Source organism: Pseudomonas zanjanensis (assembly GCF_014268745.2).
GTDB classification, from domain to species: Bacteria; Pseudomonadota; Gammaproteobacteria; order Pseudomonadales; family Pseudomonadaceae; genus Aquipseudomonas; species Aquipseudomonas zanjanensis.
Map to the genome: position 1 here is coordinate 1,793,784 of NZ_JABWRB020000001.1, position 12,987 is coordinate 1,806,770.

Annotated in this window: 11 protein-coding genes; 6 read left to right on the top strand and 5 right to left on the bottom strand. The window is 60.6% G+C overall.

Going from position 1 to position 12,987, the window contains the following annotated elements; translation table 11 throughout:
• Positions 1–128 precede the first annotated feature (128 nt).
• Together zapE and HU715_RS07520 are read left to right on the top strand one after the other, a co-directional pair.
• On the top strand, positions 129–1,250 hold the full coding sequence (zapE, locus tag HU715_RS07515; protein WP_186707648.1) for a cell division protein ZapE: 1,122 nt from the start codon (positions 129–131) through the stop codon (positions 1,248–1,250).
• A gap of 56 nt (positions 1,251–1,306) precedes the next feature.
• Complete coding sequence (locus HU715_RS07520) at positions 1,307–1,801, top strand: GNAT family N-acetyltransferase (protein WP_186707649.1); 495 nt, start codon at positions 1,307–1,309, stop codon at positions 1,799–1,801.
• Between the two features lie 24 nt (positions 1,802–1,825).
• On the opposite strand, the gene HU715_RS07525 is transcribed toward HU715_RS07520, so the two are convergent.
• Positions 1,826–3,565, bottom strand: coding sequence for a phosphoethanolamine transferase CptA (locus tag HU715_RS07525; RefSeq protein WP_186707650.1), 1,740 nt, complete (start codon positions 3,563–3,565; stop codon positions 1,826–1,828).
• 360 nt (positions 3,566–3,925) lie between these two features.
• A complete protein-coding gene (locus tag HU715_RS07530; RefSeq protein WP_013693491.1) occupies positions 3,926–4,099 on the bottom strand; it encodes a DUF6026 family protein in 174 nt (57 codons plus the stop codon).
• 252 nt (positions 4,100–4,351) lie between these two features.
• Between HU715_RS07530 and gnd the strand changes: the two genes are divergently transcribed.
• Genes gnd through HU715_RS07545 form a run of 3 tightly spaced genes read left to right on the top strand, consistent with a single transcriptional unit; the run spans position 4,352 to position 7,688 of the window.
• Positions 4,352–5,356, top strand: a complete 1,005-nt coding sequence (gene gnd / locus HU715_RS07535; protein ID WP_367617213.1) for a phosphogluconate dehydrogenase (NAD(+)-dependent, decarboxylating) — start codon at positions 4,352–4,354, stop codon at positions 5,354–5,356.
• A complete protein-coding gene (zwf, locus tag HU715_RS07540; RefSeq protein ID WP_186707652.1) occupies positions 5,353–6,873 on the top strand; it encodes a glucose-6-phosphate dehydrogenase in 1,521 nt (506 codons plus the stop codon). Before gnd ends, zwf begins: the two co-directional genes overlap by 4 nt.
• A complete protein-coding gene (locus HU715_RS07545) occupies positions 6,870–7,688 on the top strand; it encodes an HAD family hydrolase (RefSeq protein WP_186707653.1) in 819 nt (272 codons plus the stop codon). The genes zwf and HU715_RS07545 overlap by 4 nt, the downstream gene beginning before the upstream one ends.
• A 167-nt stretch (positions 7,689–7,855) precedes the next feature.
• Here the strand turns inward: HU715_RS07545 and nhaB are convergent, their stop codons facing one another.
• From nhaB to HU715_RS07560, 3 genes are all read right to left on the bottom strand, one after another.
• Complete coding sequence (gene nhaB / locus HU715_RS07550) at positions 7,856–9,358, bottom strand: sodium/proton antiporter NhaB (protein WP_186707654.1); 1,503 nt, start codon at positions 9,356–9,358, stop codon at positions 7,856–7,858.
• 94 nt (positions 9,359–9,452) lie between these two features.
• Entirely contained in the window at positions 9,453–10,742 is a 1,290-nt protein-coding gene (locus tag HU715_RS07555) for a hypothetical protein (RefSeq protein WP_186707655.1), read from the bottom strand.
• Between the two features lie 172 nt (positions 10,743–10,914).
• Positions 10,915–11,181, bottom strand: a complete 267-nt coding sequence (locus HU715_RS07560) for a hypothetical protein (RefSeq protein WP_013693488.1) — start codon at positions 11,179–11,181, stop codon at positions 10,915–10,917.
• 341 nt (positions 11,182–11,522) lie between these two features.
• On the opposite strand from HU715_RS07560, the gene HU715_RS07565 reads away from it, so the two are divergent.
• Entirely contained in the window at positions 11,523–12,848 is a 1,326-nt protein-coding gene (locus tag HU715_RS07565) for a sigma-54 dependent transcriptional regulator (RefSeq protein ID WP_186707656.1), read from the top strand.
• The last annotated feature ends 139 nt before the right edge of the window (positions 12,849–12,987 follow it).

Below are 12,987 nucleotides of genomic sequence, written 5' to 3' on the forward strand. Positions count from 1 at the left end.
GCGCAACCGAGCGGGAGCAAGCTCCCTCGCCACAGGGGTTCGCGTTGAGTCCACAAGCAGGTGAATGACTCATCACTCCCATGCTGTCATGGCATACTCCCCACCTTCGTTTTCCGGACCCGGGCCGTATGACTTTCGACTCCCCCCTGAGTGCTTGGCAGCACGCCATCGCACACCGCGGTTTCGTCCAGGATGAGGCCCAGGAATTGGCCATCATGGCCCTGGAGCAATGCCACCAGGCGTTGCACGAAGGGCGCAAGTCGATCCAGGGCGTTTATCTCTGGGGGCCGGTGGGGCGTGGCAAGACCTGGCTGATGGACCGTTTTTATGAAAGCCTCAAGGTGCCGGCACGCCGTCAGCACTTCCATCATTTCATGGCGTGGGTGCACCAGCGTTCGTTCCAGCTCACCGGCACGCCGGACCCTTTGCAGGCCTTGGCCAGGGAGTTGAGCGCGGAAGTACGGGTGCTGTGTTTTGACGAGCTGTTCGTCAACGACATTGGTGACGCGATCATCCTCGGGCGTTTGTTCCAGGTGATGTTCGAGCTGGGCATGGTGATGGTGAGTACCTCCAACCTGCCGCCGCAAGAGCTTTATGCCAACGGCCACAACCGCGAGCGCTTCCTGCCGACCATCACCGCGATCAAGCAGCACATGCAGATCGTGCCGGTGAACGGCTGGCAAGACCATCGCCAACACCCAGGCCAATTGCAGCAGCGTTACTGGTTGCGCGATCCAGGGCAACCCGACCCGTTGGGCGATGTCTTCGAGCTGTTGACCGCCGGGCAGGTGTCGAGCCGAGCGCCGATTGAAGTGGGCCATCGTCTGCTGGAACCGGTCCAGGCCAGCGATGCCGTGCTGTGGAGCCGTTACGCCGACTTATGCGAGCAACCGTTTTCAGCGTTGGATTTCATGGCGCTGTGCGACCGCTTCAATGTCATCCTGCTCAGTGACGTGCCTTGTCTGAGCGCTGAACAGCGTGAAGGGCGCATTGCTCGTGGCACCGAGGACGGCGTCGAACGGGTCGTGGCCGGTGATCGTGAGTTACCGCAGTTGTCGGTCCACGACGACGGCGTGCGACGATTCATCGCCCTGGTCGATGAATGTTATGACCGCAAGGTGCCGCTGTGTCTTTCGGCCGCGGTGCCGATGGATGAGTTGTACACCGAGGGCTATCTGCAATTCCCGTTTCGCCGTACGCTCAGTCGCCTCCAGGAAATGCAAATGCAACGTTTTGGTCAGTACGCCTGACCTGTATCCCGCCGACGGCATTGTGCCGCGGTACTACTGAAGTGAGATGGAAGGTCATGGAAGAAGCCAAGGACATCCTTGTTCTGCAAGCCAGCTACACCAACCCGGTCCACGCCGAAGCGATCTGTCATGTGCTCAACGGTTATGCGCAGGATCCGATGGGTGGGGGGCATCCGTTGCCGGCCGAGGTACTGCTGCACCTGCCGGAGGAGCTGGCCAAGCGGCCCCATGCCTTCAGCGTGCTGGCATTCGTCAATGGCGAACCGGCGGGGCTGGTCAATTGCTTCGAAGGTTTTTCAACCTTTGCCTGCCGGCCCCTGGTGAATATCCACGACGTGGCGGTCATGCCGGAATTTCGCGGCCTCGGGTTGAGCCAGAAGATGCTGCAGAAGGTCGAGGACATTGCCCGTCAGCGCGGTTGCTGCAAGATCACCCTGGAAGTGCTTGAAGGCAATGCCGTCGCCCAGGGCAGCTACGCCAAGTTCGGCTTTGCCGCCGGCATGTTCGACCCGGCCCACGGCATTATGCAGTTCTGGATCAAGCCCCTGTAAAAGCGGGCTTCTGGTGGGGTGCGATTATTTTTGCACCACTTCAGCCAAGGGCGCCTTGGGCTGCATCAGGCTGAAGTCGATCAGAGCCCTGCGCGGGGCTTCATATGGATTGCCGATCAGCAGCGGACGGGCCTTGAAGTCATCGCTGACCAGACTCTTGCTGCGGTCCAGTTCATCGAAGCTCAGGCCGGCCAGGTCTGCCCAGGTGTGAATCAGGTGCGAGCTGCTGTAGGGTCGTGACAGATCGCCGGCAAAGTTCCAGTCATGGTTTTCGCGCCACTTGGGCGAAGCCCAGGCCATGAAGGGAATGGTATACATCGGCGCTGTCGGCTTGGCTTCGTTACGGCCCAGCGTGCCGTGACCCTGCGAATCGAACACGTCTTCACCATGGTCCGAGAGGTACAGCAGGAAACCGTTGGGGTCGGTCTTGGCGTAATCCTTGATCAGGCTGGAGACGACGAAGTCGTTGTACAACACCGCGTTATCGTAGCTGTTGTAGGTCGGGACCTGATCATCACGCAGGCTCGCCGGTACGCCCTGGCGATCAGTGAACTTGTTGAACGTCGGCGGATACCGGTATTGATAACTCATGTGGGTGCCGAGCAAGTGCACCACGATCAGCTTGCGCGGGGCGCTGTCGGCCAGGGCCTTGTTGAACGGCTCGATCACGTCGCCATCGTACTGCGCGGAGTTCTGGTTGCGGTTGTTGTTCAGGTACACCTGTTCATCGGCCTGTTGGGAAAAGGTCGTGAGCATGGTGTTGCGCTTGGTCATTGTCTGCTGATTGGTGATCCAGAAAGTCTTGTAGCCGGCCTGCTTCATCATGCTCACCAGCGAAGGCGTGCTGAGGTACAGGTCCGGGTTCTGTTCGTCGGCGAAGGTCAGCACCTGTTGCAGCGCTTCGATGGTATAGGGGCGCGGGGTGATGACATTATCGAACACCGACAGCTGGTCCTTGAGCTTATCCAGCTCCGGTGTGGTTTCCCGCGGGTAACCGTAGAGGCTCATGCGCTGGCGGTTGGTGGATTCGCCGATCACCAGCACCAGGGTGGCCGGCTGTTCTGCCATGCCGTCCTTGAGGTTGCTCAGGGGAGGGATTTTGCTGGCGCTGTGGAGCATGCCTTGCATGTTCTCCAACTGCTCACCATAGCGACGGTAGGCCACCAGCATCTGCCAGGGCACCGCCGGCTCAATCCGGTTTTCGAACTTCTCCAGGCCACGGGCGAAGCTGCCGGTGCGCAGGGTCTGCTTGACCAGCGGATAACCGACCACGGCGAGCACGATGACGGTTGCGACAACGACGGCCTGGCGCCGGGGCAGGTACACCGGGCGCAGGCGGGTCCAGAGCCAATAGCCCACGGCGGTATGGGCCAGGAACGCCGCCACCATCCACCAGGCAAAATACTGGGTCAGGTACTCACCGGCCTCAGACACGTTCGATTCGAACATGATGAAGATGACGCTTTGGGAAAATTCTTGCTGGTAAATGAAGAAGTAGCCCAGGCTGGCCATGGAGCAAGCCCACAACACCACGCCGATCAATGCCGCCAGCAAGCGCGTACGGGCAGGGAAGAGCAGCAGGGGTGCCAGCCACACAGCACTCATCACGAACGCTTGGCGAAAGCCGGCGAAACCCGAGGTGTCACTGAGCAGAATGAGTAGTTGGGTGATACCCGAGAAGTACCAGAAGAACAGAAACAGCCAGCCGAATCCGGCCCAGTCGAAACCTTTCGCAGTCGTTTTGCTGCGTTTGAACAAGCTCATCAAGCGCTCCAGCCTCTGTCGACGAAGCTGCTGGCACCGGACTGGTGGCCGCAGGCATACGCCGAGCAATCTTAAAGGCGGGGAGTATTACGAGCCGGTTGTGAAAACTTTGTTAGTTTTTCGGTTACAAAACGCAGGCGGGAGTGAATCAGCAATCAAGACAGGCGAGAGGCGCCCCATCCTGTGGCGAGGGAGCTTGCTCCCGCTGGGTCGCGTAGCGACCCCAAAGGTTCGGCGGTTGCTGCACAACCGAGCGGGAGCATGCTCCCCCGCCACAGCTAGCGCCGTTATATAGAGGGTGTATGGGTGACACCGGCTTGGGGCTGGTGCCACTTTCCCGACGGTATGCCTCTGGGGCGATTACCGAGCCAGGGACTGGCTCTGGTGGGACAGCTGTGCGTGTTGCAGCTGCATGCGCAGTTGCGTCACTTCATCAAGCAGTAGATCGCGTTCTTCCTTGAGTAGGCGCAATTCATCGCGACGAATGGTCACATAAAGGGTTTGGGGAGGACGTGCGGTAACGACTGGGCCCATTGCTCACCTCGCAAATGGCGTACATCAACTAGAGAGATGTCGCCAGTTTTTTTGGTCGACACCTCTTTATCGGCGCCGATTCTGAATACTTTTGCTCGTGAATGGAACTTTTTTATTTTTCATGGTCGCCGTGTCTTCGGCCGGTTTTTGAACGTTATCCTTTGTGATCGGGCGATTTACCCGGAAACTATGCAGCAATGCTCTGGACTAACCTCCACAAGTCCCCTTGAGCTAAACCTTTGACACACCTTTATTTGTAGTAGGGAGCATCAGCACATGCAACTCGGGATCATTGGACTGGGCCGCATGGGCGGCAATATTGCGCGGCGCCTGATGCTCAATGGGCACACCACCGTCGTCTATGACCGCAATACCGCTTTTGTCGAAAACCTGAGCCAGGAAGGCGCAACGGGCGTCGCGGACCTGCCGGCACTGGTCGCCGGCCTGGACAAGCCACGAGCGGTCTGGGTCATGCTGCCGGCCGGCGCACCCACCGAAGACACCATCAACGTCCTCAGCGAGTTGCTCGAGCCGGGCGACGTGATCATTGATGGTGGCAACACGTACTACAAGGACGACATCCGTCGCGCCCAGGCCCTGTCGGAAAAAGGCCTGAGCTACATCGATGTCGGTACTTCCGGCGGTGTCTGGGGCCTGGAGCGCGGCTACTGCATGATGATTGGCGGTGAGGCCGAGGTGGTGAAGCGCCTGGACCCGCTGTTCGACAGCCTGGCACCGGGCATGGGCAACATTCCGCGCACCCGTGACCGCACATCCGACGATGACCGCGCCGAACGCGGCTACATCCACGCAGGCCCGGCCGGTGCAGGGCATTTCGTGAAGATGATCCACAATGGCATCGAGTACGGCATGATGCAGGCCTTCGCCGAAGGCTTCGACATCCTCAAGACCAAATCCAGCGAAAGCCTGCCACCAGAGCAGCGTTTTGACCTGAACGTGGCCGATATCGCCGAAGTCTGGCGCCGTGGCAGCGTGGTCTCGTCCTGGCTGCTGGACTTGACCGCCGACGCCTTGGCCAGCGATCCGAAACTGGAGGGTTTTTCCGGCGAAGTCGCCGACAGCGGTGAAGGGCGGTGGACCATCGAGGCCGCCATCGAGCAAGCGGTGCCGGTGCCGGTCCTGTCCAGTTCGCTGTTCGCCCGTTTCCGCTCGCGCCAGCAAAGCACCTACGGCGACAAAATGCTCTCGGCCATGCGCTTCGGCTTTGGCGGCCACGTGGAGACGCCGAAAAAATGACCTCGATCGCCAGCAAATCCAAGGCAGAACCCGCGCCGCCGACCACGTTGTTTTTGTTCGGCGCCCATGGTGATCTAGTCAAGCGCCTGCTGATGCCGGCGCTGTACCACCTCAGTCGCGACGGTCTGCTGGGCGATGGGCTGCGCATCATCGGGGTTGACCACAACGCCATCAGCGATGTGGATTTTGCCAAGAAACTCGAGGATTTCATCCGCAACGAAGCGGCGAGCAAGGGCGGTGATGCCGCCCGCGCGCTCGACCCGGTGCTGTGGGCCAAGCTGGCCCAGGGCATCAGCTACGTCCAGGGTGATTTCCTCGATGACGGCACCTACCAGGCGCTGGCGGCAAAAATCGCCGCCAGCGGTACCGGCAACGCGGTCTTCTACCTGGCGACCGCGCCGCGCTTTTTCAGTGAAGTGGTCAGCCGCCTCGGTGCGGCCGGGCTGCTTCAGGAGCAAGAGGGGGCTTTCCGGCGGGTGGTGATCGAAAAACCCTTCGGTTCCGACCTGCAAACGGCCGAAGCGCTGAACGCCTGCCTGCTCAAGGTCATGAGCGAGAAACAGATCTATCGCATCGACCATTACCTGGGCAAGGAGACGGTGCAGAACATTCTGGTCAGCCGCTTTTCCAACAGCCTGTTCGAGGCGTTCTGGAACAATCACTACATTGACCACGTACAAATCACCGCCGCCGAAACCGTCGGCGTGGAAACCCGTGGCAGTTTTTATGAACACACCGGCGCCCTGCGGGACATGGTGCCGAACCATCTTTTCCAATTGCTGGCGATGGTGGCCATGGAGCCGCCAGCGGCGTTTGGTGCTGACGCGGTACGTGGGGAAAAGGCCAAGGTCGTCGGGGCGATCCGGCCCTGGTCGGTGGAACAGGCCCGCGCCAACTCGATCCGCGGCCAGTACACCGCTGGTGAAATCGGCGGCAAGGCTGTGACCGGTTATCGCCAGGAAGCCAACGTCGCTGCCGACAGCAACACCGAGACCTACGTCGCCCTCAAGGTCATGATCGATAACTGGCGCTGGGTGGGCGTACCGTTTTACCTGCGCACCGGCAAGCGCATGAGCGTGCGGGACACGGAGATCGTCATCTGCTTCAAGCCGGCGCCTTACGCGCAGTTTCGCGACACCGAAGTCGACGAACTGCAACCGACGTACTTGAGAATCCAGATTCAGCCCAATGAAGGCATGTGGTTCGACCTGCTGGCCAAGCGGCCGGGGCCGGCCCTCGACATGGCCAATATCGAATTGGGCTTTGCCTACAAGGATTTCTTCGAAATGCAGCCATCCACGGGTTACGAGACCCTGATCTACGATTGCCTGACTGGCGACCAGACCCTGTTCCAGCGCGCCGACAACATCGAGAACGGCTGGCGCGCCGTGCAGCCGTTCCTCGATGCCTGGCAGCAGGACGCGACGGTCCAGCCCTACAAGGCCGGGGAAGATGGCCCGGCGGCCGCCGATGACCTGCTGACCCGCGACAGTCGCGTCTGGCATGGCCTCGGATGAGTGATCTGGTGAAGCATCCCATCCGATTTTTACTCAGCGACATGGACGGCACGCTGCTGCTGCCTGATCACAGTCTCAACCAGCGCACCATTGAAGCGGTTCGCTCGTTGCGTGAGGCCGGTGTGCTGTTCAGCCTCGCCACCGGGCGACCGCCGCGGGCCATGTTGCAGCAGATCGAGGCCCTGGGCGTCGACCTGCCTACGGCGGCGTTCAATGGCGGCACGCTGGTTCATCCCGACGGCAGCTTCCTTGCGGTTCATTACCTGCCGCCCGAGGCTGCGCTGGCCACGCTGGCGCTGTACGCCGATCAGCCGGGCATCGAAGTCTGGGTCTTCGCCGATGGTGATTGGCTGGTGCGCGACGCCAACGGCCCGATGGTGCCGGTGGAGACCCGGGGGCTGGGCTATCCGCCGGTAGAAGTCGAAAGTTTCGAGCCATACCTGGAGCGGATCGACAAGATCGTCGCCACCAGCGCCAACACCGACCTGCTGGTGGAACTGGAGGCTCGGCTGCACCCGCTGCTCAAGGGCCAGGCCCAGGTGTCGCGTTCGCAACCGATCTACCTGGACGTGACGGCGATGAAGGCAAATAAAGGTGAGGCGTTGTCGACGCTGGCCGAGTTCCTGGGGGTGCCGCTGGAGCAGACCGCCGCCATGGGCGACGGCGGCAATGACCCGGCGATGTTTCACCGGGCGGGATTGTCGATTGCCATGGGGCAGGCGGAAGAGGCGATCAGGCGCCAGGCGGATGTCGTGACCGCTGCCGTGACCGAAGACGGCGCGGCCTTGGCGATCGAACGGTACATCCTCCTGTAATAAGCTGTCCGGGTCTTTGTGGCGAGGGAGCTTGCTCCCGCTGGGGCGCATAGCGCCCCCTGTCTTCGCCTGACACGCCGCGGGTGTCAATGCTTTCTTGGGGCTGCTGCGCAGCCCAGCGGGAGCAAGCTCCCTCGCCACAGGTTTCCTTTTTCTCAGCAGTATTTCTACAACCAGTACGTCACCCCATACCACCCCAAGCCACCCATCACCACGGTGTAGGGCAATGCCATCCAGACCATCCGGCCATAGGACAGGCGAATCAGCGGCGCAATCGCCGAGGTCAGCAGGAACAGGAACGCCGCCTGGCCGTTGGGTGTGGCGACGCTCGGCAGGTTGGTGCCGGTGTTGATAGCCACCGCCAGGGTCTCGAACTGTTCGCGGCTCATGTGACCGGAGACGAAGGCCTGCTTGACCTCGGTGATGTAGATGGTCGCCACGAACACGTTGTCGCTGATGGCCGAGAGCAGGCCGTTGGCAATGAACAGCATGCCAGGCTGCTGGTCGGCGGGCAGGGCCAGGACCCATTGGATCAGCGGCGTGAACAGTTGCTGGTCGTGAATGACCGCCACCACCGCAAAGAACACCACCAGCAGCGACGTGAACGGCATCGCGTCCTTGAATGCATTGCCCAGCCGATGTTCGTCAGTGATGCCGGTGAAGGCAGTAATCAACACGATGATCATCAGGCCGATCAGGCCGACTTCGGCAATGTGCAGGGCCAGGCAGACGATCAGGAGCAGTGCGGCAAGGCCTTGGACGATCAGGGCCGCGCGTTGACGTGCGGTGCGTTCGCGATTGTCCTGCTCGGCGTAATCGGCGAGCACGGCGCGTACGTTGTCCGGCAACAGCGTGCCATAACCGAACCAGCGCAGCTTTTCCAGCGCCACACAGGTTGCCAGCCCGGCTGCGAGCACCGGCAGCGACACCGGCGCGACTTTCAGGAAGAAGTCGGCGAAATGCCAGCCCATCTCATGGCCGATCAGCAGGTTCTGCGGTTCGCCCACCAAGGTGCAGACGCCACCCAGCGCCGTACCGACGGCGCCATGCATCAGCAGACTGCGCAGGAAGGCTCGGAACTGCTCCAGGTCGCCTTGGTGCAGCGAAGGCAAATCGTGGTCTTCGTCGACGCTGCTGTCCTGGCGCGGGTCGTTACCCGACGCCACGCGGTGGTACACCGAATAAAAGCCCACGGCGGCGCTGATGATCACTGCCGTGACGGTCAAGGCATCGAGGAAGGCCGACAGGAACGCCGAGAGAAAGCAGAACATCAAGGCCAGGATGGCCTTGGAGCGCACACCCAGGAGCAGGCGCGAGAACAGGAACAGCAGCAAGTCCTTCATGAAATAGATCCCCGCCACCATGAACATCAGCAGCAGGATGACCGGGAAGTTATGCAGCAATTCGTCGTAAAGTGCCTTGGGAGTGGTCATGCCCAGCGCCAGGGCTTCGACCATCAGCAGGCCGCCGGGCATCAGCGGGTAGCATTTAAGGGCCATGGCCAGGGTGAAGATGAACTCCAGCACGATCATCCAGCCTGCAACGACTGGGCCCAGTGTCCACAGCACGACGGCATTGAGGACCAGGAAGGTGATGATGCACGCCTTGTACCAACGCGGGGAATTCCCCAGAAAGTTATGCGCGAAAGCCTTAGCCATTGGACCGGACATTGGCTGCTCCTTTTAATTAGAAGCGCGCAACTTGCCGTAAGAAATGAGGAATATCAAGCGTAGGATGAATACCGTTCGCCCGCGACAATCTGACTCAGGCCCAATAACGCGCAACCACCGCTCGATAATGACCCTGGAGTGAGTAGCCGCCCACCAGGATTTTGCCGTCGGCCTGCACCGCCACGGCGGTGGCGGTGTCCAGACTGTAGCCGAGTCGCGTGCGTACCCAGCCTTTGCCGTGGCCGAAATCCGGGTCGAGGCTCGCATCCGGCAAATGCCGGGCAAGCACGAAGTCGGCCTCGATACCGCCGATGGTGGCGCCGGCGGTGACCAGCTTTCCGTCCGCTTGAAGCTGGGCGGCGGTCCACTGGCTGGCGTTGCGCCCGATCGCCATGAGCCGGCACTGGCCCTGATTGCAATGACGGTCCGGCTTGCCGTCCGGACGCACTTTCAGGGACAGGCTATGCATCGGATCGCGACTGCTGCCGAACGCCTGCAGATCACCGTTCGCATCCTCGACGATCTGGCTGATCATCGCGCTGTGACCCTGGGCCAGGATGGACAGGAAGCCCTCTTCGCCGAAGCTGTCATCGAGCCTGCCGCTGCTGTCATAGCGGGCTATCAAGCCATGCTGGGGCAGGTCGATGGCGCCACCGACGACAATATGGCCGTCAGCCTGGAGCGTCAGGCAGCCGAGCCAGGTATTTTTCAATAAGCGTCGGACCATCACGAAACCGCGACCGTTGAATGAGGTGTCCAGGGCCCCGTCCGGCAGGAGTCGGATCAGTACGCCGACATGGTCGGACAATTGGTAATGATGGTTGGCGAGCAAAAGGATCCGGCCATCGGCCTGCACTTGCATGTCGCAGGCCTCGAGACCTGGCACGCCGGGCGGCAGCCAGGGGTCGCGCAGGCCTTGGGAGAGATTGCCGCAGAGCCGGATGATATGCCGGCCGGCGTTGCCGAAGCTCTGGACAGCACGGCCTTGCGCATCGAACAGCGCCAGGGCGGGCAGGGTGTGCTCGTTGTTTTCGTAGTGCAGGCCCGACAGCAGGATATGCCCGTCGGGCAGCTCGATCACTTTGCCTGCCGTCGCTTCGAAGCCGTGGTCAAACGCGTCGATCACGCAGCCGCGGGTGCCGAAAACCGGGTCGGTCGAACCGTCAGGGTTGAGTCGCGCCAGTCCGAATCGGCTGCCGTGGGCCGTCTCGATCCTGGCTGCCACCAGGATTCGTCCGGCTCGGTCGAGGGTCAGTCCGGTGATCAGGCTCGAGGTGCTGTCTTGGAAATGAACCCAGGCTTTGCCGTTGGCGGCAAAGCCTGGATCAAGTTGCCCGGGGTGGGCCATGGTCTTGGGGAGCACGAACGCGAACTGGTTGAGCATGCCTGCCTCTCCTTGCGTGTCGACCGCCCGAAAGGGCGATGACTGCATGAGGGCAACATTCAATCCCTGAATGGGACAATGCACAACTGTCAGTTTCTACAGATGCTGCGGCGCTGCGTGCCATAACAATGGCTTTACAACCCAATGCCAAGCCTGCAATCGATAACAGGCTTTATTCCGGCATCGACCAGGATTGCAAGGTGTAGCCTTCCTGGCTCAATTCGGCACGGGCCTGTTTCAACAGATCGGCCAGTTGGACCGGGTCGGTATAGGCGCTGCTTGGAATCTGAGTGCGGCCAATATGGGTATTGGTGCGGTCGATGACGGTCAGGCTAAGTTCACCGTTACCGTCTTGTGGAGCCCAGGCCACGCATTGGAATGGACGGAATGCGCGGTCGGCAATCAAAAGAGCTTCGTTGATACGGAGCGGGGCGTTCATGGCGTTTTCTCTTCAGTGTGCCCAAACAAATGATGTGCCGTCGGTTGGGCGTACCGTGCGGCTGGTTACTTGTACTGATGTCCCGAACCCGTAGGCGGGTCACACATTATTTAAATAAATTTCGATTTTCTTTCAGACCAGGCTTTTGCACTTTTGTTTGAAAGCACCCTGAAAGAAAAACGCCTGTGACAACTAACGAAACGCTCGCTTATAACCACTTTAACGTGATCTCGATAATCAATTGATACAAGGGCGCGTCAACTTCTTGCTACTGTTACATGCAGGTTTGCCAAACGACTGTTTCTAATCATATTTCCTTATTTTGGCGCCAAGGATCAGTCATGATCGAAGCCAGTACGTCACGTCGTCTGCTCGTGGTTGATCCCTGCGACGATTGTCATCGCCTGTTGCCGGGGCTGCGCAGCATTGGGTGGGATGTGGACAGTTGCGCCCTTGAACACGCCGGCGATCGGACCTGTGACGTCGGTCTGCTGCGCTTGCAACCGTTCCACCTGGAGCGCCCGGAAGCGGTCAAGGAATTGATCAGCCGTAGCGGCACGGAGTGGATCGCCGTGCTCAGCCAGGAAGTCTTGCGCCTGCAAAACGTCGGTGATTTTGTCTGCGAATGGTTTTTTGACTTCCATACCTTGCCCTTTGACGTGTCCAGGGTCCAGGTGACCCTGGGCCGGGCGTTTGGCATGGCGCGCCTGCGGGGCCAGGGCTCGATTCACATCGACCAGCCCGAACATGAACTGCTGGGCGACAGCAAGCCGATTCGCGAACTGCGCAAGTTGTTGAGCAAGTTGGCGCCGGCCGAGTCGCCCGTGTTGATTCGCGGTGAGAGCGGCACCGGCAAGGAACTGGTGGCGCGCACCCTGCATTGCCAGTCGCATCGGCGTAACAAGCCGTTCATCGCCATCAACTGCGGCGCCATTCCGGAGCACTTGATCCAGTCCGAATTGTTCGGTCATGAGAAGGGCGCATTTACCGGCGCTCACCAACGCAAGATCGGACGGATCGAGGCGGCCCACGGGGGCACGTTGTTTCTCGATGAGATTGGCGACCTGCCGTTGGAGTTGCAGGCCAACTTGCTGCGTTTCCTCCAGGAAAAACACATTGAGCGGGTTGGCGGCAGCCAGCCGATCGCCGTCGATGTGCGGGTCTTGGCGGCCACCCACGTGGACCTTGAGGCGGCCATCGAGCACAAGCGATTTCGCGAGGACTTGTATTACCGCTTGAATGTGTTGCAAGTGGTCATGGCACCCTTGCGCGAACGCCATGGCGACCTGGCGATGTTGGCCAGTCACTTTTCCCATTTCTACAGCCGGGAGACCGGCCGTCGTCCCCGTAGCTTCAGTGACGATGCCCTGGTGGCGATGGGCATGCACGACTGGCCCGGCAACGTGCGGGAGTTGGCCAATCGCGTCCGTCGCGGGTTGGTGCTGGCCGAAGGGCGCCAGATCGAAGCCCGGGACCTCGGCCTGGCCAGCCAGCAGGGTATCGCGGCGCCGATGGGTACGCTGGAAGATTACAAGACCCGCGCCGAGCGCCAGGCCCTGAGCGATGTGCTCAACCGTCACAGCGACAACTTGAGCGTGGCGGCACGGGTATTGGGCGTGTCCCGGCCGACGTTCTATCGTCTGCTGCATAAACACCAGATTCGCTAGAACTGCCTACACACAAGTCATTGTGGGAGCGGGCTTGCTCGCGAAGGCGGTGTGTCAGTGATATTGATTAACCTGACACTCCGCCTTCGCGAGCGAGCCCGCTCCCACAGTAGTTTTGCAGTGCCCTTGGGTATGTGCT

What these genes read in the sequence shown, in the direction of transcription:
- zapE (WP_186707648.1), top strand. Translation starts at nt 129, where the DNA reads ATGACTTTCGACTCCCCCCTGAGTGCTTGGCAGCACGCCATCGCACAC.
- HU715_RS07520 (WP_186707649.1), top strand. Translation starts at nt 1,307, where the DNA reads ATGGAAGAAGCCAAGGACATCCTTGTTCTGCAAGCCAGCTACACCAAC.
- HU715_RS07525 (WP_186707650.1), bottom strand. Translation starts at nt 3,565, where the DNA reads ATGAGCTTGTTCAAACGCAGCAAAACGACTGCGAAAGGTTTCGACTGG.
- HU715_RS07530 (WP_013693491.1), bottom strand. Translation starts at nt 4,099, where the DNA reads ATGGGCCCAGTCGTTACCGCACGTCCTCCCCAAACCCTTTATGTGACC.
- zwf (WP_186707652.1), top strand. Translation starts at nt 5,353, where the DNA reads ATGACCTCGATCGCCAGCAAATCCAAGGCAGAACCCGCGCCGCCGACC.
- HU715_RS07545 (WP_186707653.1), top strand. Translation starts at nt 6,870, where the DNA reads ATGAGTGATCTGGTGAAGCATCCCATCCGATTTTTACTCAGCGACATG.
- nhaB (WP_186707654.1), bottom strand. Translation starts at nt 9,358, where the DNA reads ATGTCCGGTCCAATGGCTAAGGCTTTCGCGCATAACTTTCTGGGGAAT.
- HU715_RS07555 (WP_186707655.1), bottom strand. Translation starts at nt 10,742, where the DNA reads ATGCTCAACCAGTTCGCGTTCGTGCTCCCCAAGACCATGGCCCACCCC.
- HU715_RS07560 (WP_013693488.1), bottom strand. Translation starts at nt 11,181, where the DNA reads ATGAACGCCCCGCTCCGTATCAACGAAGCTCTTTTGATTGCCGACCGC.
- HU715_RS07565 (WP_186707656.1), top strand. Translation starts at nt 11,523, where the DNA reads ATGATCGAAGCCAGTACGTCACGTCGTCTGCTCGTGGTTGATCCCTGC.